Here is a 22,121-nt window from a genome sequence, read left to right on the forward strand (position 1 = left end):
GCGTCGCTCTTGCCTAGTCCGCGCTCAGCGCCACCGCCGGCTGCAGGCGCGAGGCGTTGCGGGCAGGCAGAAAGCCGAAGACGAGGCCGGTGAGGAAGGCGCAGGCAAAGGCGAGCGCGACCGGGCCGAGCGTGAAGGAGACCGGCATGCCGAACTGGCCGGCAAGCGCCCCGGTGCCGAGCCCGAGTGCTACGCCGAGCGTGCCGCCGATAGCCGAGACGACCAGCGCCTCGATGATGAACTGCAGGAGGATATCGCGCTGGCGGGCGCCGGTCGCCATGCGCACGCCGATCTCGCGGGTGCGCTCGCTCACCGAGACGAGCATGATGTTCATGACGCCGATGCCGCCGACGAGCAGCGAGATCGCGGCGACCGAGGCGAGGAACAGCTTCAGCGTGTTCGAGGTCTCGGTGAAGGCCTCGCGCACGGAGGACATGTTGGTGATCTGCGTGTCCTGGCGCTTGTGGCGCTGGTCGAGCAGCGCCTGGATCGTCTGCTGGGTGATGTCGATCGCCGAACCGTCCTTCACCTGGACGGTGATGGTGCGGATGTTGCGCTGGCCGAAAAGGCGGATGCTGCCGGTGGTCAAGGGCACCAGCACGACGTCGTCCTGGTCGTTGCCGAAGGAGGTGGCGCCCATTTCCGCCATCACGCCGATCACCTGGAAGGGGATCTTGTTGACGAGCACATATTGCCCGATCGGATTGTCGCCGTCGGGAAACAGCGTCTTGACCACCGTCTGGCCGAGCACGGCCACCGGTGCGTAGGTGTCCATGTCGTTCTGGTTGATGAACTCGCCCTTGGCCATCTTCCAGGATTTGGCGGTGGTGAACTGCGGCACGGTGCCGTTGGCGGTCGTCTGATAGTCGACATTGCCGCGGCGAAGCGTGACGGAGCTCGTCATCTCCGGCACGGCGAAAGCGACATTCGGCACCTCGAGGATCGCATCCGCATCGGCCGGCACCAGCGTCACGTTGCTTCCGCCCGCGCTGCCGCGGAAATTCGCCATGCTCGGGCGCACGACCAGCAGGTCCGAGCCCATGGAGGAAATGCGGCTCAGAACCGAATCCTGCGCTCCGGTGCCGATCGCCAGCATCGCGACGACCGAGCCGACGCCGATGACGATGCCGAGCAGCGTCAGGATGGTGCGGAAGAGATTGGCCTTCAGCGCCCGAAACGCCATCTTGACCGCTTCGGTGACGTCGGCGATCGCCGCCGAGCCTTCGCTGACATGGCGGGCGAGGGCGGCAGCACCCTCGGCATTGACGCGGGCTTTCCTGGCGCGGTCGGCGACGATGCAGCCGTCATGGATCTCGATCAGCCGGTCGGCCTGTTCGGCGACCTCGCGCGAATGGGTGATGACGATGACCGTGTGGCCCTGGTCGTTCATGTCGCGCAGCAGCGCCATCACGTCGGAACCGCTCTGGCTGTCGAGCGCGCCGGTCGGCTCGTCGGCGAGGATCACCCGGCCGCCGTTCATGAGCGCGCGGGCGATGGAAACACGTTGCTGCTGGCCGCCGGAGAGCTGGCTTGGCCGGTGGTCGAGGCGCTCGCCGAGTTTCAGCGCGTCGAGCAGCGCCTCGGCACGGTCGTGCCGGTCGCGGGCCGACATGCCGGCATAGACGGCCGGGACCTCGACGTTCTCCTTGGCGCTTGCGGTCGGGATGAGGTTGTAGCTCTGGAAGACGAAGCCGAAGGTACGGCGGCGCAGCGCCGCCAGCTCGTCGCTGTCGAGGGTTGCGACACTCTCGCCATCGATCAGGTAATCGCCGCCGGTCGGCTGGTCGAGGCAGCCGAGGATGTTCATCAGCGTCGACTTGCCCGAACCCGACTGGCCGACGATCGCCACGAACTCGCCCGCCTCGATATCGAGCGACAGGCCATGCAGGACCTCGACGGCGAGGTCGCCGTTGAAATAGGTCTTGCTGACGTGCCTGAGCGAGAGGAGCGGAGCCATGGCCAGTCTCTAAAGCCTGATCAGAACATCGGCGGCATGCGCATGCCGCGCTGGTTTCGGTTGTCGCGGGTGTTGCCGCTGCCTGTGGAGCCGGTGCTGACGACCACCTTCTCGCCCTCTTCGAGGCCGCTCTTGATTTCCGCGCTGACGCGGTTGCGGATGCCGACCTCGACGTCGCGGGTTTCGAGCGCGCCGGAGGCGGTGACGACGGTCACCTGCGCCTTGCCGCCTTCGCCGCGTTGGCTGTTCCTCTGGCCGTCACGCCGGTCGCTGCCCTGGCCGGCGGCATCGCCCGCGCCCTTGGCCGGGTGGCTCAAGGCGCCGCTCGGCACGATCAGCACATCCTTGGCCGCCGCCTGGACGAAAAACACCTGGGCGCTCATCGACATCATCAGCTCGCCTTCGGGATTGGGCACGTCGAAGAGCGCGTAATAGAGCACGACGTTGTTGGCGGTGTCGGGCATCGGCTGGATCTGCCGCAGCCTGCCGGCGAAGTGCTTGCCGGGCTGGCCGAGCAGGGTGAAATAGGCGTCCATGCCGACCTTCAGCCGGGTGACGTCGGCTTCCGACACCTGCGCCTTGACGGTCATGGTGGAGAGGTCGGCGATGGTGACGATGGTCGGTGTCGTCTGGTTGGCGTTGAGCGTCTGGCCGGCCTTGGCCGGATTGGCGACGATGGTGCCCGAGATCGGCGCGTAGATCTTGGTGTAACCGAGATCGACCTTGTCGCCGGCAAGCGTCGCCTGCTGCTTGCGGATCTGCGCCTCGATGGCGTTGACGTCGGCTTCAGCCGCGGCGAGATCGGCGATCGCCTGGTCGAGCGTCGATTGCGCCACGCTCCGGGTTTCGACGAGATTGCGCTGGCGGTCGATATTGGCCTGTTTCAGAACGAGCTGCGCCTTCTTGGAGATCAGCTGGGCCTGGAGATTGGCAAGCTCCGCCTGATCGATCTCGATGCGGTTCTCGATCGTGGCCGGGTCGATTTCCGCGACCAGCTGGTCTTGCGTGACCTTGTCGCCGATCGTCACATGCAGCGCCTTCAGCTGGCCGGAGACCTGCGCGCCGGCATCGACGGAATTGACCGCATCGAGGGTGCCGACGGCCGTCACGCTGTTTTCGATGTCGCCGCGGGCCACCGCTTCGGTCACCATTGCGGTCGAGGCGGGGTTTTCGCCATACCGCGTCCAGCCATACCAGGCGGCACCGGCAACGGCGAGCACCACCGGCAGCCAGAGCCAGGACCGCGAGCGGCGCCTGCGCCTCACCTTTTTGACCGCACCAGGAATGAAGGTGACATTGGGCGCCGCCTCTTCGCGGGGCGCGGTGTCGGCTCTGGCCGTCTTGATCGTCTTGTTCATCGCTTGCGCCTTGTCCGGCAAATTCCCCTGTTAAAAATAGAAGGGAACGGGGCGAGCGAAAAGCATTGAGATCATTATATTTTCGTAATGTTGCGCGGCGGCGGGGCCGCCGCACCTGGCCGGTGCCCTGCCGATGTGGGCAAAGGGCTGCCTATCCGCCGAAGCCTGCGACCGTCAGGAAGGTGCCGAGCACCGGCAGGCCGTTCAGCATGCCGTGGCCGATAATGGCGCACCAGGTGCTTTGGCGGCGGAGCGTAATCCAGGCGAGAAGCAGGCTTGTCGGCAGGATGGCCGGCAGTACATGGAACCAGAACCAGTGAAAGGCCGTCCACTGCAGGCCGTTCAGCGCCCACGCATAGGTGTGGCCGAAACGCTCCTGACGCGGCAGCAGGTAGCCGCGAAACAGCAGCTCCTCGCCGAAGATGTTGAGGGCAAAAAGGACGAGGTGCAGCGCCAGGAAATCCCAGCGGCCAAGGCCCGGAGCGCCGAACACGGTGCCGGAGCTTTTCAGGATATCGAGGAACCATTGCGGCGGCCGCATCGGGACGCTGGCGAGGATGAAATCCTGCACGTAGCCCTCTACGAGGACGACGGAGGCGATCATCGACAGGCCGAGTGCAACGCCCCAGCCGATGTCGCCCGCCGACGGACGGGTGAGCCGCAGCCGTTCCTTCCAATCGGCCATGGCGCCTTCGGACCTGAGCCCGACATAGGTGAAGGCGAACATCAGCAGGAAGCCGGCGCCGAGCGGGACCGTTACGGCATAGGGGCCGCTCCAGCCGCGTGCGAGGAGCGCGGGGATGAGGAGATAGATGAAGGCGCCCACGACCAGCGAAAGGGCCATGAAGATCGCCCAGGAATGGCGGGCAGCGAGGGCGGGCGGATGGGATTGGGAGGCAACGGGCATGAATGAAACTCCATAAAACGAACGATCGTTTTTTATGGAGCATTGACAGATTCGTCAATCCTATGAGAACAAACGTTCGTTTTAGATGGGGAGGCAGGCTTGCCACGCATTTCCAGCGACAGGGCCGACGAGCGCCGGCAGCATATTCTCGCTGCGGCGATGCGCGCCTTCATAACATCCGGCTTTTCGGCCACCTCGATCCGCGACATCTGCAAAGAGGCCGGCATGAGCATTGGCGGCGTCTACGTGCATTTCGACGGCAAGGAGGCGATCGTCGAGGGGCTTGTCGCCGAACTTTTGCCCGATCACGCCTTTCCACTGACCGCCGCCAGCGATCCCCTCGGCCTGGAGGACGCGCTGATCGCCGACCACGTCGCGTCGATCAGGGACTGGAACGCCGGCGAGGCGGCGGTATGGCTCGAGATCGTTGGCGCCAGCCACCGCAGCCCGCGCATCGCCGCGATCTTTTCCGCGCGGCTGGAGCGGGCGACCGACGCTCTGACGGCGGTCCTCGCGCGCATCGGCGGAGAGGCGATCGGCGCGGGCGAGGCACGCGACCGCGCGCGGGCGCTGCTTGCCGCGCTGGAGGGGCTGACGCTGGTGCGGCTCATGCAGCCGTCGCCTGACGACAGGGGGCTGGCGCAGGCGGCGCGCATCCTGGTGCGTGGCGTGCTTGGTCCTATCGGCAAAGCCGGTTGAACCTATCCGGCGACCTCGGCGTCGCCGAAGTTCAAAGCCGATAGGCAAGAACCTGACATGAATGGCCTGCCAGAGCGTTGTGATTGCTGAACCTTGCCGTTCCTGCGGAGCCGTGCCGCGGCCGCCCGCGACACGGGCGGCCAGGTTTCTCCCTGGCCAATGGCGAGGTCAGCGCTGCGCCGTCAACACGGCGACATCGACGACGGCGCCGTGGTGGTCGGCAAGGCCGGCGAGTTCGGCCTCGTGCAGGGCGCGGGCTGAAATCGTGCCTGATGCCGATGGCAGGTCGCGGGTGGTGCAGGCGTCGGCTGCAATGGTGATGCCGTAGCCGAGATCCTTGGCGGCGCGGGCGGTGGATGACACGCAATTGTGGGTCATGAAGCCGGCGAAGATGATCGGGGTCCCGGCCGGGCCAACCACTTCGGCAAGGTTGGTGTCCGAGAAGCCGTTCGGCCGGGTCTTTTCGACCACCGTTTCGCCCGCAAGCGGCGCCAGCGCGTCGACGATGGCGCCGCGATGCGCTGCCCGGTCGAACATGCCGCCGGCTGAACCGCGATGGGCGACATGGATGATCTTCGCGCCGGCTTCGCGGGCTGCCACCAGCAGCTGCCGCGCCTTTTCGATCGCCGCTTCCGGCTCGACGAGGCGCAACGGGCCGGCGAGATATTCGTTCTGGTAGTCGATCAGGACCAGCGTCGCCGCGCCAAGCGGCGGCGGGGAAAGGGTGACGCCGGCGAGCGTGAAGAGGGTTGCGGCGGGGGCTGAAATGGACATGGGCAGGTTCCTTGTTGCGTGCGGATGGGGTTGTCGAGAGGGTTGATGGAAGGCGGGGCAGTGGAAGGCGGTTCTGGTTGGGCGGTGGGTTCCGAGCCGTGACCCTGGGATTGGCTCGTCGAAGCGCACTGTCCATGGGCTTGATCTTAGCGGCTGCATCACTGCAGAGTGATCCGAAGTTTTCGGAGGAAGAGCTGCATGAATGCAGGATGGGCGGATCTCGAACTGCTGGATCATCTGGTGCGCGGCGCAACGCTCAGCCAGGCGGCGCGCTCGCTCGGCGTCGACCAGACGACGGTTTCCCGCCGGCTTGCCGCGTTGGAGCGGCGGGTGGGAGCGGCGCTGTTCGACCGTATCGACGGCCGGCTGACGCCGACGCCGGTGCTCATCCCGGTCGTCGATCGGCTGCGAACGATATCCGAGGAGGCGTCGCTTTCGCTTGCGACGCTGTTGCGGACCACGGCGGAGCTTAAAGGGCAGGTCAGGGTGACGAGCGTCGGCTTCGTCCTGAGCGCGATCCTTGCGCCGGCGCTTTCCCGGCTCGAACAGCGCCATCCGGGCCTGACGCTCGATCTTGTCGCCGACAACCAGATGCTCAGCATCGAGCGGCGCGAGGCCGACATCGCCATCCGCATGGCGCGCACCGGCGAGGACAGCGTGCGGGTGAAGAGCCTCGGCACGCTGCGCTTCCGCCTGTTCCGGCCGAAGGGGCAGGCGGCGGGATCTTGCCCGATCGTCCGCTACGGTCCGGCGCTCGCCCACGTGCCGGAGATGCAGGTGCTCGACCGGCTTCGGCCAGATGCGCGCGTGGCGCTGACGGCCGACAAGCTGGAGATCCTGATGGAGGCGGCCCTTGCGCTTGGCGCCGAACTGATGCTGCCTGAGGTCTCGGGCTTGCGCGATCCTCGCTTCGAGGCAGTGGACGAACCGGAGACGGCAGCCGAGCGTCCGGTCTACCTGATGATGCATCCGGAACGGGCACGCGTGCCGAGCGTGGCGGCCGTGGCAGCCTTCATCGAGGAGACGATGCGCGGCTGGAGGTAGGCGATCTGCTTGTTTTCTCGCGCAACCTTTACGGGTCTGGCTTGAAAATCTCATGTCAAATGAGAGTATATCCTTCGCGCGTGGCAGGAGACGCGTCTGGACGGTACACGGCAATGGACATCAACACTCCGGTCGGCATGCTTGCCGCACTCTCTTTTATGGTGTTCTGGTTCCTGTCGGCGATCCTACTCTTTGGCGCTGCCCGCGTTGGGCTCGGCGCCGGGCCCGGCGACGAAGACCTGTCGCGCGCGCGGGATCGTTCTGAAGGAAAAGTAACCCGGCATCTGAACGAAAATGTCCGACAAGCGGGGGCGGCAGGTCGAGCTATCGAGGCGAAGGCCGGTGCCTATTTCGCGCGCCGCATTGGCAAACTGCACCTGGCAGCGCTGGCGTTCTTCGCCCTGTCGACCTTGTTTCTGGCACTTTGGGCTCTGCATGAGGCCAAGTTACAGCGGTCGCATCAAATCCAGGTCCCATCCAATTGGAGGACCGAGGTCGCGCGCCTGCTCACGGGGCGGCGGTCATCGCCTCCTGCTGTTCAGGCGTCGAGACGATGCACGAACCCGGGCGACTGCCGGGATGCCTCATGATGCAGCCGGAGCGGGCACGCAAGTTTTGCCCGCGCAGGCGGGAGAGGGGACGTGGACGACGGCCGCCCTTCCAGGTGGGGCTCTGTCGGCGAACGCACCGCCCAACTCCGGGTGGCGCCGCTGCCGAGCGCCCATCCGCTCTCTCCAGCTGGGGCCACCCATGGCTCAAGCGGCCATGCTTGCTCGGCCGAAAACGCCTTCACCAGAGCGCCGAGGCAAGCGAACCGGCAGGCCGTATGTCGCTCACCACGTTCCGGCGAGCGCGGTGACGGCCAGAAGCACGCCGGTCAGGATGTTCGCCAGAAACAGGCGATAGCTGATCTCGGGACGATCGAGGTCGAAGCGCCAGGCTTGCCATGCAAGATGAGCCGCGATCACCACCATGCCGATGGCATAGAGGCCCGACATCCCGAGCATCCAGCCGCCAACGGACCAGGCGGCCACGGTCAGGCCGTAGAACAGGGCGATCAAGGCCTTGCCGTGCGCGCCGAACAGGATTGCCGTCGATTTCAGGCCGAGGCGCTTGTCGTCGCGCACATCGACATAGGCATAGGCCGTGTCATAGCCGATCTGCCACGCGACGGCGCCTGCCCACATCATGACGGCGCCGATCGGAACATGTCCGGCGACCTGCGTCCACGCCATGAGCATGCCCCAGTTGAAGGCCGCGCCCAGAACCGCCTGCGGCCAATGGGTGAACCGCTTGCAGAAAGGATAAAGGAGCACGAGCGGCACGACTGAGACGGCCAGAAGGCGGCTGTCGGGGGTCAGAAAGACAAGGAGCGAAGCGGCCAGTGCAAATTGCACGATCAGGAAGAGTATCGCTCGCGGCAGGCCAATCTCGCCATTGGCGAGGGGGCGGAACCGCGTTCGCTCGACATGTCCGTCGAACTTGCGGTCGGCAATGTCGTTGATGGTGGAACCGGCACTGCGCATGAGCAGCGCGCCGAGCGTGAACATGAGAAGATCGCGAAGCCCGGGAAGGCCATGTGCGGCCTGAAAAAGGGCTGCCCAACAGGGAAAGAGCGTCAGCCAGATGCCAACCGGCCTGTCCAGCCGCGCAAGACGGGTATAGGGCCGCATTGCCTGCGGCAATCGCCGGTCTACCCAGTCGCCCCTGTGAATGTCTGTCAGATCGGGGCGGCTCGCTGCGGTCATGTGGCGGACAATCCAAAGGCGCGGCCAGCGCCTGTCGCTGCCGCAAGACGGCGGCACTATAGGGGCTGGGGCAGCCGCAGGTAATGCGGAAACTGTCGCACCCGGTCGAAAGGCAGGTCGCGGTAGTTTGGGCGGCCCGGAACCCATGGGGCGCATTTTCTTCGCGGTCACCGCCGAAACTTCGCCGGCTGTCATCGCGGTCAGGGCGCGCCGTTTTCGAGCAGGAATTGCGTCTTCTCGTCGATGGCCGCAAATGTCGAATTGTCACCCGTTGTCGGTATTTATTCCGGTTTTTGCGCCGTGTTATCGTGGCTGTACCCGTTCATCTTGGGGATCTGAGGTTGCGCAATGGCCACGAAATCCTGGACGGACGAAGAGCAGGGCGTCATCACTTCCGGAATCATCATGGTGTTAGGGCTGCTGGCCGCAACCATCGCCATCTTCTTGCTCGCGGTGCGGACGGACAATTCGGTCGTTGCCGAATTTGTCAGCATTCGCCCGCATTACAAAGAGCTGAAATTCAAGGCCCTGTGGTGCATGCTCTTTGTCGCCTGGGGCTGTTTTGCCTATTCGCAACTCTATTTTCGATTTGACTATCTGAAGAAGAGTTCGAAACGTGTTGAAGCAACTATGACCTTCGTCAATTTCCTGAGATTGATGACCGCCGCCACCGTTCTGATGATGACGACGGCGGTTTCATTTCTGATGCCCTTTGTGTTCTTCATGCTGAGCTAACGCCCCGAACAGCGCTATCGGCGGCTCCTGCCTGGAGCAGGCTCCTGTTCAAAGAGCATCGACATCACCGGACCCGACTGTAGTTCCGATGCGCACCGCCGAAATTTTGCCGCTTCTTGAGAATCGTCTTGACGCCACGGGGACGCTTCACTAGAAGAATGCGAACCGTACCGTACGGTACTGATTGGGAGCGAGGCGACGTGCAGATGACTGCGGCGATGAGGGAGGCGAATGCCGGGGAGGGGCTGACGGAACGTCAGGGCGCCGTTCTCGAGCAGGCATTGCGGCTTCTCGTCGACGGCGGCGAAAAGGCGCTGACGACGGCCGGCATTGCGCGCGCGGCCAATTGCTCCAAGGAAAGCCTCTACAAGTGGTTCGGCGATCGCGACGGCCTGATCTCGGCGATGATCGGCTTCCAGGCGAGCAAGGTGCGCACGCAGGATGTTGCCGCCCGCGCGCTCGACGCCGAGAGCCTTGAGCGGCATCTGATCGTGTTTGCCAAGGATCTGCTCGAGGTTCTCGCCGGTGACGTGTCGCTGGCGCTCAATCGCCTGGCGATCGGCCAGGCGAGCCGCGACGGCTCCAAGCTCGGGCACATGCTGCAGGAGCGCGGGCGCCGGCAGATCGGCCGGCGGGCGGCGGCGCTGCTCGAGGCCGGCCGCAAGGCGGGACTGCTGGCGTTCGACGATGCCGACGAGGCCTATGGTGCGCTCTACGGGCTCATCGTCTCCGACTGGCATCTGAAGATGCTGCTCGGCGAAGAGGCCGGCGAAATGAAAAAGGGTTTTGGCCGCAAGGCGGAGCAGGCGGTTTCAGCCTTCCTTTCGCTTTACGGCACGAAGAGGTAACGGCCCGCAGCGCCGCGCTTCGAAGAAGCGCAAAGGTCGCTGCGGCAAAGAAAAGTCACAGCGCCGCGCTTCGAAGAAGCGCAAAGGTCGCTGCGACGCCAGGAATTGCTGCATGGCCCCGGATCTCCGGGGCGATGGGGCGGAAGCAACTGACAAGCAACGGGAAGGACCACTAAAATGCGCGTCTATTACGATCGTGATGCCGATATCAACCTGATCAAGTCGAAGAAGGTCGCCATCGTCGGCTACGGCAGCCAGGGCCGCGCCCATGCGCTGAACCTGAAGGATTCCGGCGCCAAGGAAATCCGCATCGCGCTGAAGCCAGGTTCGGCAACGGCTGCCAAGGTCGAGGCCGACGGCCTCTCGGTACTGTCGGTTGCAGAAGCCGCCAAGTGGGCCGACCTCATCATGATGGCGACGCCGGACGAACTGCAGGCCGAAATCTACAAGGCCGAAATCGCCGGCAACATCCGTGACGGCGCTGCGATCGCATTCGCCCACGGCCTCAACGTTCACTTCGGCCTGATCGAGCCGAAGGCTTCGCTCGACGTCGTCATGATCGCGCCGAAGGGCCCGGGCCACACGGTTCGCGGCGAATACCAGAAGGGCGGCGGCGTTCCCTGCCTCGTTGCCGTTCACCAGGACGCTTCCGGCAACGCTCTCGACCTCGCGCTCTCCTACGCCTGCGGCGTCGGCGGCGGCCGTTCGGGCATCATCGAAACCAACTTCAAGGAAGAGTGCGAAACCGACCTCTTCGGCGAACAGGTCGTTCTGTGCGGCGGTCTCGTCGAGCTCATTCGCGCCGGCTTCGAAACGCTGGTCGAAGGTGGCTACGCGCCGGAAATGGCCTATTTCGAGTGCCTGCACGAAGTGAAGCTGATCGTCGACCTGATCTATGAAGGCGGCATCGCCAACATGAACTACTCGATCTCCAACACCGCCGAGTGGGGCGAATACGTCACCGGCCCGCGCATCATCACCGAAGAAACCAAGGCCGAGATGAAGCGCGTCCTCAAGGACATCCAGACCGGCAAGTTCACCTCCGAGTGGATGCAGGAGTACAAGTCGGGTGCCGCCCGCTTCAAGGGCATCCGCCGCGTCAACGACAGCCACCAGATCGAGGAAGTCGGCGCCAAGCTGCGCGGCATGATGCCCTGGATCGGCAAGAACAAGCTGGTCGACAAGGCGAAGAACTAAGCCTTATCGAACGGTTGAATGAAGAAAGCCGGGGCGTTAGCTCCGGCTTTTTTCGTTTCGGGATGCCGGTGCGATCCACTCACAGCGCCGCGCGTCTGGTCAGGTGCGCAAGCTCCGGGGCCACGTGGAAACGGCGGTCGGGAAGCAAGCCCGCTAACCCGAACGGCTCAGAACTCCTGCCAGGCCTGCAATCTTTCAACCGTCGTCGTTGCGCCGCCGCAGGCGATGATGAGGATGGTCTGGTGCTCGGCCAGACGGTCGGCATGGGCATAGGCAACTGCAAGGGCTGCACCGCAGGCGGGTTCGACCAGCACGCGGTGATCGTCGAGAAAGCGGATGCAGGCTGAAGCGGCATCCGCGTCGCTGACGACGATGCTTTCGACGGGGCGGGTCCGGCTGAGTTCGAAGGCGCGCTCGCTCACCTTGCGGGCGGCAAGCGAGGTGGCGATGCCGCTGACCGAGGCAAGCTCGACCAAGGCGCCGGCCTCCATGGAGGCGGCGAGCGAGGCGGTGCCTTCGGTCTCGACCGCGAAGATCGGCACGTGCCGCAGTCCGTTGCGCTCAAGCCCCTCGGCAACGCCGGCAAAGAGCCCGCCACCGCCGACCGACACGACGACTGCATCGAAGGACAGGCCGGATTGCGCGACCTCGTCGATCATGGTCGCATGTCCGCTCCACAGCAGTGGGTCGTCGAAGGGGTGGATGAAGGCGGTGTCGGCATCGAGGGAGGCAAGGGCGGCGGCGTTGGCCTCATCCCAGGCGGCACCGTGCACGATGACGTCGGCGCCCTGCTGGCGGATCAGGCCCTTCGCGCGCTCGGTCGTCGTTTCGGGGACGAAGACGGAAACAGGGATCGAAAGCATACGCCCGGCATAGGCGACCGCCATGCCGGCATTGCCGCCGGAGGAGGAGACGAAGCGCCGTTTGCCGGCGCGCGCGTGGTGCTCGCAGGCAGCACCGACCCCGCGGATCTTGAACGAGCCCGGTGGCTGCAGCGCTTCCATCTTCAGAAAGATCGAGCGACCCGAGGCGAGGCCCAGCGACAGGGATTCGATCAGAGGGGTTTGGAGGTGAAGTGCCATGGGGTGTTCCGTTCAGCGCGCAATGCCGGGTTGGTGTGACGGAGCCTCGAAGAGAATCCTCAGGCAATTTGCCCCCAACCACCACCTCGGCGCAACACGGGGGACGCGTGCCGCCGCCGATGGCCAGGTGTCATGTCACGGAACAGGATGGATTGGCGGCGGCCGTCACCACAGGAGACCGCTCAACGTCATGAGCGCGACGAAGAGCAGGGAAAGGACGAGCGACGCCTTGATCGCTGCCAGGGTGTAGTCGTATCGGCGAAGTCTGCGTGTGACCGTGTGGAACATGGGTTCCTCCAATCGTCAGAGAGTTGCGGTTCAGTGCCGTTCGTTCAAACGGGTGCGGCGCCGGTAAATCGGTAGGGGCGAGGATAGCTGCCCGGGCCAGGAGGTTTGCCTTCCGCCGATCATGCGGCTCGCCTTCGCGCGGATCCCGCGCACGCACGGCTGTCGATAAAGGAGGAGATTGGCGGGTCGAGAGCCCCACACACCGCGATAAGCCAAGTCGGCCAATGTCGATCGTCAAACCATGCGCCTCAAAAGCGTCCGGCACAAGAAAGATCGCCTTCGGGGCATCCTCCGACGTAGCCGCAAGCAGGCCTCATCCGGATTTCACGCCCTTGCCGGCAGGCGGTGCCGGGCCCTGGGCGGGCATTGCCTCGGACTGCGGGAGGCGTCGGGCACTGGTGTAGCAGGTAACGACGCTGTGCCTCTGCGGCGCGCCTCCGTCGTTCTCCCACTGTTCGAGATTTGCGGTTTCGATCTGCCGCGGCGTGCGCAGCCCATTCCGCCGCTGCAATTCGGAAAGCAGGGTGTCGGCCGCGGTAACGCCCGCCTGGAACCTCCTGATCAGAAAGACGGCGGCAAGACGAAGGCTGTCCTGGTCGTCGCGGTCCACGTGCTGGTGAAAGCCCGCGCGCCGCAATACGCCGTCGAGCATTGCGAGGTCCGAGGGAGCCAGCGGATGTCGCTCCGCGGATGACATGATGCCCCTCCTGTTGACGAGGATGTCGCTTACGCCACGCATCGGCCCGATTGCGCGGAGAGCGTTCCAGCAATTCTACTCCTGGAGCGTCGTTCCGTCTGCGATAAACCGCCCGGAGCGGGCATGGCCCTTTTGGCTCGCACAACGGCTCTGCCGGTGTCTGGCGCCTGCGTGTTTCGACGTCGGCCTCAGTCACGGCCGGCGCGTTTTCCGGGTCGGCTTGCTTGCGGGCGTCTCCGCAGCCGGTTCGGCTGCGGCGCGCTCAAGGCGCTGTGCCTTGAGCTTTTCGGTCTTCTTGTCGCGCGCGAGTTTTTCGGCGGCAACGATGGCTCTCGCCGTGTGGTCGGTCGCCGCCGCCTTGTCGCTTGCGGAGGTCTTGGCCGGCTTGGAGGCTGCGCCTTGCGAGGGAGTCATGTCGTGTCTCCTTTCAGCGGCGGGCTTGCCGGCCTCGACGATCAGCGCGTGCGCGCTGCGCGCTTGGGCGCGGGCAGGAGGCCTTCGCGCTGAAGCTTCTTGCGAGCGAGCTTGCGCTGGCGCCGGATCGCTTCCGCCTTTTCACGGGCACGCTTTTCCGACGGCTTTTCGTAGCTCGTGCGCGCCTTGAATTCCCGGAACAGGCCCTCGCGCTGCATCTTCTTCTTCAAGACGCGCAATGCCTGATCGACGTTATTGTCCCTGACGAGTACCTGCAAAAAATGTTCTCCTGTTGTTGGCCGGCGCAAAATCGGCGCCGGCATGCCTATCTCCCGTAGCGAGAAATGTAGGGTCCAAAGACGCAAAAAGGTCGGGTTGTTCCCCGACCTCTTCCCGTCATTCAAGCGCCTCCCTGCCAGTACATCCGTGGTCAGAGGAGGGCGAATGACAAATTATGCCGACCGCAGATTGTCAGCCGAGCTCTTGCCCGTCTTGCGGTCACTGACGACGTCGAACGTCACCTTCTGGCCGTCGGACAGCGAGCGCATGCCAGCGCGTTCTACCGCGGAGATGTGCACGAACACATCGGTGCTGCCGTCATCCGGCTGAATGAAGCCGAAGCCCTTGGTGGCGTTGAACCATTTTACCGTGCCTGAAGCCATGATGATTTCCTTCAATCGTTGAGAGTACCAGAGAATATTTCCCCGGCGTTGATCGATATTTGAGAGGAGATCTGGCCACGCGAAAGCGCAGTGTCAAAGGTCACAAGCAATATTCGATGACCTGATATATAGACGATACTTTTTGAAACTCAACGAAAATGTTGGATTATTTAATTTCGGGCAGCTGTATAAATCTCGGCAAAGGCCTGAAAATGCGGGTTTTCCGTGCCTCTATTTTTCTTTTATTGAAGCCCCTGAACCCGGCAACCGGCAACGGAGATCCGGCGCACGCGCCAGCCGGCAGCGTGGCCGCTGATGGCGGTCGTGCAAGAGGTGATTGCTATCGGAAGGAGGCTGGCTTGGCCTTCCGCGCCGGGGCTTGAGGAACCATATCGGTTCGCGCCGGACAGCGGTGGCAGGGGAAGGTCAGGCGGCGGCACGCTTTATTCTGTCGCGCACCGCCTCCGCTTTTTCAGGTGAAGGTCTGCGGCGAGACCTGCAGTGCGGCGGCGATGCGCTGCAGCTTGGCGGGATCGGTATCGGCGCCGAGCTCGATCTTCGATATTTCGATTTCCGTCAGGCCAGTCGTGACCGACAGATCGTCCACCGAATAGCCGGCGGTTTCACGCGAACGCTTGATTGCGGCTCCGACTTTGACGCGGGACAGATTTGCGCCGGGGGCCTTGGTTAGGTCTTTCTTAAAGGACATGAAGTGTCTCCTTCGTTGGTCCACCGGCAAAGAACGCTGCCGGTTGAAGGGGGCCCAAAACTGAAATGCGACTCAAGGCAGATGAGCGCGAACCTAGGGCGTCGCTAATATAAGCGAGAAGTCCGCAGGCGCAAGTTTGCGGCCGAACTTTTGTGAAATTACAATCTGAATCAATGGGTTATCCTGTGATTTGCGGGTTCTGGACCGTGCCTTTTCCGGCAATTGGTGTTCCCGCGCACGCTCGCGCACCGCTGCCCGATCCGGTGCGAAAACGGCGCCGAAATTTACGCCAGGCGGGCTTCGATCAGGAACGGTCCGCGCCGCGACAGGGCGGCTGAAAAGAGCGCGGCGAACGCTTCGCAGGAGGTGGCGACGGCCGCCTCGACGCCAAGGCCGCGGGCGAGCGAAACCCAGTCGAGGGTCGGGTTGTCGAGGTTGAGCATCTGCCGCGCATTGGCGCCGATCTCCTCGACGCCGACATTGCGCATCTCGGCATGCAGGATGGCATAGGTGCGGTTGGAGAAGATGACGGTGACGACGTCGAGATTTTCGCGCGCCTGGGTCCACAAGCCCTGAATGTTGTACATGGCGCAGCCGTCGGCCTCAAGGCAGATCACCTTGCGGTCGGGGCAGGCGATCGCAGCCCCTGTCGCAAGCGGAATGCCTTCGCCGATGGCGCCGCCGGTCTGCATGATGACGTCGTGCGGCGCCGAGAAGGCCGAAAGCGCGAAGTAGCGGCGGGCCGAGGTGGCCGCCTCGTCGCAGACGATGGCATTCTCCGGGACCTTATGGGCGACAATGACGGCGATCGCGTCTTCGGTGAGCGTGCCGGACGGCTCGCCTTCGTCGACGGGCACCCCTGCTGCGGGAAGGGGGTGGGTCGGGCTGATGCCGAGTTCGTCGCGCAGCGCTTCGAGCGACGCCTTGAGGTCTTCACCGTGGCCGGCGAGCGTGACCACCGTGCAGCCTTCCGGCACCAGGCGGCCGGGTTTTCCCGGATAGGCGAAGAAGGCCACCGGCTCCGGTGCGCCGACGAGGATCAGAACCTTGACGTCGCGCAGCGCCTCGAGCGCCATGTCGATCGGATAGGGAATGCGTCGCGGCGCCACCCGCCCGCGACCGCGCTGGGTGTGGGCGACAAGCACCTCGTTGAAAAGCTGGACGTTGCAGGCCGCCGCGATCCGCCCGGCGATGGCGAGGTTTTCGGCCTGGGCCGCCGTCCCGCTGAGAACCATGGCGGCCCCTTCAGGGTTGGCGCGGATGAGGCTCGCCACCTCGCGCAGGGTCTCAGGGCTTGCGGGCAGGGGCGCTTCGACATGGACCTTCTGCGGCGGCGCGTCGAGCGATACGGCGCCCCAGGACGCGTCCGCCGGCAGGATCATGGTGGCGACGCCGGGGGGCGTCAACGACGCGCGATAGGCAGCGGCCGCCGTCGGACCGACATCGCCGGCCTCCTTCACCCGTCCGACCCAGTTCGACATCGGGCCCGCCAGCCCCTCGATATCGCTGGTGAGCGGCGCATCGAGTGCCAGGTGATGGGAGGCGTGGTCACCGACGATGTTGAGAACAGGCGTGCGGGCGCGGCGGGCATTGTGCAGGTTGGCAAGCCCGTTTGCGAGCCCCGGGCCGGTGTGGAGAAGGGTAGCTGCCGGGCGGCCGGTCATGCGCGCATAGCCGTCGGCAGCACCGGTGACCACGCCTTCGGCAAGGCCGAGAATGCAGCGCATCTCAGGCTTTCGATCGAGGGCGGCGACGAAATGCATTTCCGATGTGCCGGGATTGGCGAAGCAGACGTCGACGCCGTTTGCAAGCAGCGTGTCGACAAGCACGTCCGCGCCTGTGCTCAGAATTCGTTGGCCGCCTTCTCCCATGCGCGTATCCCCCGATGGCCCTTCGGGCATGATAGCGGCAACTTCTGCCGCTGCAACGGGGGCATGATCAGGCGTCCGGGGCAAAACCAGTCGGCGGTGGTACGCGTCGCTTCAGCTTCGCGGCATCAGGTGCGCTGCAAGGCGAGATGTGCGCCGAGCCCGATCAGCACCGTGCCGCCGGCGCGCTGCATCAGGCGCTGCGCCCGGCCGGAACGGCGCATCCTGGAAACGACGGCGCCGGCGAGAAACACGCAGACGAGGTCGGCCGAGGAAAACATCAGGTTGGCGAGGGCGCCGAGCAGCAGGAACTGCACCCAGATCGGGAAGGCGGCCGACGCATCGGTGAACTGCGGCAGGAAGGCGACGAAGAAGATCGCGGTCTTCGGGTTCAATACCTCGACGGTGATGCTTTCGAAGAAGGCGCGGCGCGCCGATTTCGCCTCGACCAGGGGCTGGCCGCCGTTGCCGCCCGTCTTGGCGCGCATCAGCGTGAAGCCGAGCCAGACGAGGTAGGCCGCACCCGCAAGCTTCACCGCGAGATAGAGCGTCGGCACCGCATGAAACAGGATCGAAAGACCGGCAGCCGCAGCAATGACGTGCACGTAACAGCCGAGATGGATGCCGAGCGACGCCATCAGTCCGGCAATGCGGCCGCGCGCCATGGTCTGCGCGGCGGCATAGAGCATGGCCGGGCCCGGGATATAGGCGAAGATCGCCGTGGTGACGAAGAAGGTGAGGAGAATGTCGAGCGATGGCATGCGGTTACACCTCGTCTGCTGCTGCGCGGCCTCTTGCGGGGACCTTTGTAGGGGCTGCGCGGGAAAGTTGAAGGAAAATCACGAGCGCCGCAAGCGGTCATGCGGCAGGCGACGGGGCACGGGACTGTCGGGCGTCAGGCCGGGATCTCCCCGGCGAGGAGACGATCCTCGGGACGGGGGCTGGCCGCAAGCCCGGCCGAGACGCCGGCGCGGTCCTCGGTGCTGCGGTTCTGGCTCATCTTGCGCTTGCCGTCGAGGCGGTCGATCGGCAGCCGGATGCCGATGATGCCGCGAAGCTGCGCGTTGACGAAAGCGGTCGGGGCGTCGCTCACCTGCCAGGGCTCGGTGCGCGCCTTCTCGTGACGGTTGGTCAGCCGCGTGACGACGTCGAGAAGGCGGTCTTCGTCGGTGAAGAACTCGGCCGCGCCATAGGCGTGTACGGCGACATAGTTCCAGGTCGGCACGACCTTTCCGTGCTCGCGCTTGGCGGCGTACCAGGACGGCGAGACATAGGCGTCCGGTCCCATGAAGGTCGCCAGTGCCGCACCGATTGCCGGCGTCGTTCCTTGCGGATTGGCGCGGGCGACGTGGCCGTAGAGCGTGCCATGAGGGCCCTCGTCGCGATCAAGCAGCAGCGGCAGCGGGGTCGCCAGCAGCCCATCGGCGGTGGCGGTGACGAAGGTCGAGAGCGATGCGGCGTCGATGATGTCGTGCAGCACGCTCAGCGTTTCTTCCTTGAAGGCAGGCGGTGTGTACATGATTTCGCTCCTTGTGCCTGTCCCGTCATAGAGGCAAACTGGACGGACAAGAATATCCAGTTTTCGCATAAATGTGTGGGCCAGCTGGTGGCGATGAAGGACGAGACTGCGGTCGGGACCACCCGGCGGATCTATGCGGCGCTGAAGGCGCAGATCCTTGAGGGCACCTATGGCGCCGAGGCGCTGCTGCCGTCGACGCGGGCGCTCGCCGCCGAGCTTGGCGTTTCGCGCACGACCGTGACGGCGGCTTACGAACAGCTCCTTTCCGAGGGGTTTCTGGAAAGTCGCCAGGGCGCGCGGTCGCGGGTGGCGCGGCTTGCGGATCGGCACGGCACCGGTTCGGCGGCCACCTCCGGGCGGCAGGCGGGCCATCGGGTTCAAGAGGAGGGGCGGCCCCCGGATGTGCGCCTGTCGCGCCTTGGCGCCGCCCTTCGCGACGGGCCTGTCTGGATGCCGTCCGCCTCCTCGCGTCTCATCGCCGATTTTCGCTACGGCGACCTGTCGGCCACGGATTTTCCCGACAAAGCGTGGCGGCAGGCGGTCAACACGACGCTCCGCCGCCGAAGGCCGCGGCTTGCCTATGAGCACCCCGCCGGCTCTTCCAGCCTGCGCTCTGCCTTGCAGGCCTATCTCTGGCGGGCGCGGGGGCTTCGCTGCGAAGCCGAGCAGATCGTCGTCGTCAACGGCTCGCAGCAGGGGCTGGATCTTGCGGCGCGCGTGCTCGTCGATCCCGGCGACCGCGTGGCGATCGAGGATCCGGGCTATGTCATGGCGCACCGGGTGTTTGCGGCTGCCGGCGCCGAGGTGATCCCCGTTGCCGTCGACGCGGAGGGGTTGAGGACCGATGCTCTCGAAAGGGTGGCGGACGCCAGGCTCGCCTATGTCACGCCGTCGCATCAGTTTCCGCTCGGCAGCGTGCTTGCGGCGCGTAGGCGGCAGGAACTCCTTGCCTGGTCGCGTCGGACCGGCGCCTATGTGCTCGAAGACGATTACGACGGCGAGTATCGCTACGACATCCGGCCGATCCCGCCGCTCCAGACCATGGCGCCGGCGGAAAACGTGCTCTATCTCGGCACGATCTCCAAGAGCCTGTCGCCGATGCTCCGGCTCGGCTATCTCGTCGTGCCGCCGCCGCTCTTTCCGGCCTTTGCGGCCGCCAAGCAACTGATCGACCGCCATTCGCCTGTTCTCGAACAGGAGGCGCTGGCGGCAATGATTGCAAGCGGCGCCTATGAGCGGCACATCCGCAAGAGTCGTCGCAACAACGGCCGCCGGCGCGAGGCACTCTTGACGGCGCTCAAGGCCGAATTCGGCGACCAGGTGACCATATCCGGCGCCGATGCCGGCCTGCACGTGGTCGTCTGGTTCGAACGGCTGGAAAAGACGGAGGAAAGCGCCCTCGTCGCAGGGGCAAGGGCCGCGGGCGTCGGCCTTTATCCGGTCTCGCCGCTCTATGCGGCGGCCGATGCCGGCCACCGGCCGGACCGGGCTGGCATCGTCATGGGGTATGCGAGCCTCGAGGCGGCGGAGATTGCGAAGGGCGTGGCAGCCCTTGCCGAAGTTCTGCGGAACTGCACGACCGCGCCGCTGATCGCGTGACGCGGGCATAGGTCGCTTCGGCGGAACCTGTGGCGGTTCGGCCTCTACCCCCGCGCGTTACCGTTACCTGCTTGCAGCCTGGCTACGTCCGTTCATAGTGGCCACCATCCCGTCCGGCGCCCCTTGTGATCCCTGATGAAAACTCTTCGCATCCATCCCCACCTGCACGATGTCTTCGGTGAAGAACAGCCGCTCGTCTATCTCGCGGCAATCCTCCTGTTCGGCGTCGGTGTTGCCGTCGTGTTCGCCATGGCGGCCTTTCCGCTGCTTGCGGAGCTCGCCTGGTGGCGGACGGCGCTGGCGCTTGTCCTCGTACTCGACATCGCCGCCGGCTGCGTCGCCAATTTCACGCCGTCGACCAACGATTTCTATGCCGCCCGGCCGCGCAACCGCCGGGTCTTCATCGCCATCCATTTTCACATCATTCTCGTCGCGCTGCTTGTCGGCACCGGCATTTCAGCCGCGGTCGCCGTCTGGGCCTATACGATCGTCGCGGCCGCGCTCGTCAACCTTTTGGCGGGGCGAAGCGCGCAGACCTTCGTCGGTGGGCTGCTGCTGGCGATCGGCCTGACCGGCCTGCCGCTTCTGCCCGGCCTGCCGCCGGCGCTGATGGCGGTGTCCGGCCTCTTCATGCTCAAGGTGCTCTTCAGCTTCGCCGTCGACCACTACCGCACGGTCCCATCCAGGGATGGGGACGCGTCCAAAAATGGGGGACGCGGCTGACATCCTTGCCTTGCATGGCGGTCTTCATTAGCCTTCGGAAAAGCAGGCTCAGGGGGAGACTCGATGGCAGTTTCAACGGCGGACGAGGCATTGCGCATTCCGACATTCGACGACGTGCAGCTTGCCCGAAACCGTATCGCCGGGGTGGCGCATCGGACGCCGGTCCTGACCTCGCGCACGGCCGATGCCGCAACCGGCGCGCGGCTGTTCTTCAAGGCGGAAAACGTCCAGCGCGGCGGCGCCTTCAAGTTCCGCGGCGCCTATAACGCCATCGCCGCGCTGAAGGAAAAAGGGTCACGGCAGGGCGTCGTCGCCTTCTCCTCCGGCAACCATGCCCAGGCGATCGCCTATGCCGCGCGGCTGCAGGGCGTGGCGGCGACGATCGTGATGCCCGCCGATGCGCCCGACATGAAGGTGGCGGCGACGCGCGGCTACGGCGCCGACGTCGTGTTCTACGACCGCTACAAGGAGGACCGCTCCGCCATCAGCGCGCGGCTCGCGGCCGAGCGCGGCGCCGTCCTGATCCCGCCTTTCGACCACCCCGATGTGATCGCCGGCCAGGGCACGGCCGTCCTCGAACTGATCGAGGAGGTCGGCGAACTCGACCTGATCATCACGCCGCTCGGCGGCGGCGGGCTGCTTGCCGGCACGGCGCTTGCCGCCAGGGAACGCTCGCCCGGCGCGACCATCGTCGGCGTCGAGCCGGAGGCCGGCAATGACGGCCAGCAGTCGCTGCGCCAGGGCAGGATCGTCGAAATCGCCATTCCGAAGTCGATTGCCGACGGCGCGCTGACGCCCAGCATCGGCGTCCACAACTTTCCGATCATCCAGCGCACCGTCGCCGACATTGTCACGGTCAGCGACGCCCAGCTGGTCGAGACCATGCGGTTCTTCGGCGAGCGCATGAAGATCGTCGTGGAGCCGACCGGCTGCCTTGCCGCTGCCGCCGTGCTCGAAGGGGTGATCGCCTGCGCCGGCAAGCGCGTCGGCATCGTCCTGAGCGGCGGCAATGTCGACCTGGCGACCTACGGGGCGCTGCTGCGCTAGAGATTGCCATTCAGGCGACCGCCGCCACCCTGGCGTGTCTGGCGCGAGCCTTGGCCATTCGTCGTCTTTCCGGTTGCCTTAAACGGCAAAAGTGGCAAACTGGGCGTCGCGCCAATTGCGACGGGCGTCCGGACGGGCCTGCAACGGTTACTGTAACAATTTGATTTTCCAAGTATTATTTTCCTGCTGCCATCGTCAGGGCGGAGCATGGAACGTGGAAGAAACCAGAGACTTACAGCGGACCTT

General features: G+C 65.1%; 24 protein-coding genes. 9 read left to right on the forward strand and 15 right to left on the reverse strand.

From position 1 onward, the window contains the following. Positions 1–13: 13 nt before the first annotated feature. The 3 genes from C1A35_RS04810 to C1A35_RS04820 form a co-directional block, all read right to left on the reverse strand. Positions 14–1,957, reverse strand: coding sequence for a MacB family efflux pump subunit (locus C1A35_RS04810; protein ID WP_104663199.1), 1,944 nt, complete (start codon positions 1,955–1,957; stop codon positions 14–16). Positions 1,958–1,977: 20 nt separating this feature from the next. Beyond that, positions 1,978–3,315, reverse strand: a complete 1,338-nt coding sequence (locus C1A35_RS04815; RefSeq protein ID WP_104663200.1) for an efflux RND transporter periplasmic adaptor subunit — start codon at positions 3,313–3,315, stop codon at positions 1,978–1,980. A gap of 151 nt (positions 3,316–3,466) precedes the next feature. Continuing rightward, on the reverse strand, positions 3,467–4,222 hold the full coding sequence (locus tag C1A35_RS04820) for a CPBP family intramembrane glutamic endopeptidase (protein ID WP_104663201.1): 756 nt from the start codon (positions 4,220–4,222) through the stop codon (positions 3,467–3,469). 99 nt (positions 4,223–4,321) lie between these two features. Between C1A35_RS04820 and C1A35_RS04825 the strand changes: the two genes are divergently transcribed. Beyond that, positions 4,322–4,921 carry a TetR/AcrR family transcriptional regulator gene (locus C1A35_RS04825; protein ID WP_104663202.1) on the forward strand — a complete coding sequence of 200 codons (600 nt, stop codon included), beginning with the start codon at positions 4,322–4,324 and terminating at the stop codon, positions 4,919–4,921. 168 nt (positions 4,922–5,089) lie between these two features. On the opposite strand, the gene C1A35_RS04830 is transcribed toward C1A35_RS04825, so the two are convergent. Then, a complete protein-coding gene (locus C1A35_RS04830) occupies positions 5,090–5,695 on the reverse strand; it encodes a cysteine hydrolase family protein (protein ID WP_104663203.1) in 606 nt (201 codons plus the stop codon). Positions 5,696–5,893: 198 nt separating this feature from the next. Between C1A35_RS04830 and C1A35_RS04835 the strand changes: the two genes are divergently transcribed. After that, complete coding sequence (locus tag C1A35_RS04835; RefSeq protein WP_104663204.1) at positions 5,894–6,739, forward strand: LysR family transcriptional regulator; 846 nt, start codon at positions 5,894–5,896, stop codon at positions 6,737–6,739. 113 nt (positions 6,740–6,852) lie between these two features. Then, positions 6,853–7,329 carry a hypothetical protein gene (locus C1A35_RS04840; RefSeq protein ID WP_104663205.1) on the forward strand — a complete coding sequence of 159 codons (477 nt, stop codon included), beginning with the start codon at positions 6,853–6,855 and terminating at the stop codon, positions 7,327–7,329. 243 nt (positions 7,330–7,572) lie between these two features. Here C1A35_RS04840 and ubiA read toward each other — a convergent pair whose 3' ends face one another. Further along, positions 7,573–8,487 carry a 4-hydroxybenzoate octaprenyltransferase gene (ubiA, locus tag C1A35_RS04845; protein WP_104663206.1) on the reverse strand — a complete coding sequence of 305 codons (915 nt, stop codon included), beginning with the start codon at positions 8,485–8,487 and terminating at the stop codon, positions 7,573–7,575. A gap of 348 nt (positions 8,488–8,835) precedes the next feature. Between ubiA and C1A35_RS04850 the strand changes: the two genes are divergently transcribed. The 3 genes from C1A35_RS04850 (at position 8,836) to ilvC (ending at position 11,267) form a co-directional block, all read left to right on the forward strand. Continuing rightward, positions 8,836–9,222: a hypothetical protein gene (locus C1A35_RS04850; RefSeq protein ID WP_104663207.1), complete on the forward strand. Its 387-nt coding sequence runs from the start codon at positions 8,836–8,838 to the stop codon at positions 9,220–9,222. A 200-nt stretch (positions 9,223–9,422) separates the two neighbouring features. Further along, positions 9,423–10,070, forward strand: coding sequence for a TetR/AcrR family transcriptional regulator C-terminal domain-containing protein (locus tag C1A35_RS04855; protein ID WP_104663208.1), 648 nt, complete (start codon positions 9,423–9,425; stop codon positions 10,068–10,070). A gap of 177 nt (positions 10,071–10,247) precedes the next feature. Further along, positions 10,248–11,267 carry a ketol-acid reductoisomerase gene (ilvC, locus tag C1A35_RS04860; RefSeq protein ID WP_104663209.1) on the forward strand — a complete coding sequence of 340 codons (1,020 nt, stop codon included), beginning with the start codon at positions 10,248–10,250 and terminating at the stop codon, positions 11,265–11,267. A 167-nt stretch (positions 11,268–11,434) separates the two neighbouring features. Here ilvC and C1A35_RS04865 read toward each other — a convergent pair whose 3' ends face one another. From C1A35_RS04865 to C1A35_RS04905, 10 genes are all read right to left on the reverse strand, one after another. After that, complete coding sequence (locus C1A35_RS04865) at positions 11,435–12,349, reverse strand: pyridoxal-phosphate dependent enzyme (protein ID WP_104663210.1); 915 nt, start codon at positions 12,347–12,349, stop codon at positions 11,435–11,437. Positions 12,350–12,514: 165 nt separating this feature from the next. After that, complete coding sequence (locus tag C1A35_RS37015; protein WP_268802267.1) at positions 12,515–12,637, reverse strand: hypothetical protein; 123 nt, start codon at positions 12,635–12,637, stop codon at positions 12,515–12,517. Positions 12,638–12,950: 313 nt separating this feature from the next. Continuing rightward, positions 12,951–13,334: a hypothetical protein gene (locus tag C1A35_RS04870; protein WP_158664968.1), complete on the reverse strand. Its 384-nt coding sequence runs from the start codon at positions 13,332–13,334 to the stop codon at positions 12,951–12,953. A gap of 192 nt (positions 13,335–13,526) precedes the next feature. After that, positions 13,527–13,748 (reverse strand): hypothetical protein, encoded by a 222-nt coding sequence (locus C1A35_RS04875; RefSeq protein WP_104663212.1) that lies wholly within the window; start codon positions 13,746–13,748, stop codon positions 13,527–13,529. 41 nt (positions 13,749–13,789) lie between these two features. Beyond that, positions 13,790–14,026, reverse strand: coding sequence for a 30S ribosomal protein S21 (gene rpsU, locus C1A35_RS04880; RefSeq protein ID WP_043612663.1), 237 nt, complete (start codon positions 14,024–14,026; stop codon positions 13,790–13,792). 174 nt (positions 14,027–14,200) lie between these two features. Then, the gene (locus tag C1A35_RS04885; RefSeq protein ID WP_104663447.1) at positions 14,201–14,410 is read right to left on the reverse strand and encodes a cold-shock protein; all 210 of its coding nucleotides are present in this window, start codon (positions 14,408–14,410) and stop codon (positions 14,201–14,203) included. A 472-nt stretch (positions 14,411–14,882) separates the two neighbouring features. After that, entirely contained in the window at positions 14,883–15,119 is a 237-nt protein-coding gene (locus tag C1A35_RS04890; RefSeq protein WP_104663213.1) for a helix-turn-helix domain-containing protein, read from the reverse strand. Between the two features lie 284 nt (positions 15,120–15,403). Further along, positions 15,404–16,990 (reverse strand): acetolactate synthase large subunit, encoded by a 1,587-nt coding sequence (locus tag C1A35_RS04895; RefSeq protein ID WP_104663214.1) that lies wholly within the window; start codon positions 16,988–16,990, stop codon positions 15,404–15,406. Between the two features lie 125 nt (positions 16,991–17,115). Continuing rightward, positions 17,116–17,748 carry a LysE family translocator gene (locus C1A35_RS04900; protein ID WP_104663215.1) on the reverse strand — a complete coding sequence of 211 codons (633 nt, stop codon included), beginning with the start codon at positions 17,746–17,748 and terminating at the stop codon, positions 17,116–17,118. Between the two features lie 134 nt (positions 17,749–17,882). Then, on the reverse strand, positions 17,883–18,506 hold the full coding sequence (locus C1A35_RS04905) for an FMN-binding negative transcriptional regulator (RefSeq protein WP_104663216.1): 624 nt from the start codon (positions 18,504–18,506) through the stop codon (positions 17,883–17,885). Between the two features lie 93 nt (positions 18,507–18,599). Here C1A35_RS04905 and pdxR point away from each other — a divergent pair, with 93 nt between their 5' ends. The 3 genes from pdxR to C1A35_RS04920 all read left to right on the forward strand — a co-directional run bounded on the left by pdxR (position 18,600) and on the right by C1A35_RS04920 (position 21,875). Then, entirely contained in the window at positions 18,600–20,105 is a 1,506-nt protein-coding gene (pdxR, locus tag C1A35_RS04910; RefSeq protein ID WP_104663448.1) for a MocR-like pyridoxine biosynthesis transcription factor PdxR, read from the forward strand. A 135-nt stretch (positions 20,106–20,240) separates the two neighbouring features. After that, a complete protein-coding gene (locus tag C1A35_RS04915) occupies positions 20,241–20,828 on the forward strand; it encodes a hypothetical protein (protein WP_104663217.1) in 588 nt (195 codons plus the stop codon). 63 nt (positions 20,829–20,891) lie between these two features. Beyond that, entirely contained in the window at positions 20,892–21,875 is a 984-nt protein-coding gene (locus C1A35_RS04920) for a threo-3-hydroxy-L-aspartate ammonia-lyase (RefSeq protein ID WP_104663218.1), read from the forward strand. Positions 21,876–22,121 lie beyond the last annotated feature (246 nt).

Origin of the sequence: Ensifer adhaerens (genome assembly GCF_002940685.1) — a bacterium.
In the GTDB taxonomy this organism is placed as follows: domain Bacteria; phylum Pseudomonadota; class Alphaproteobacteria; order Rhizobiales; family Rhizobiaceae; genus Ensifer; species Ensifer adhaerens_E.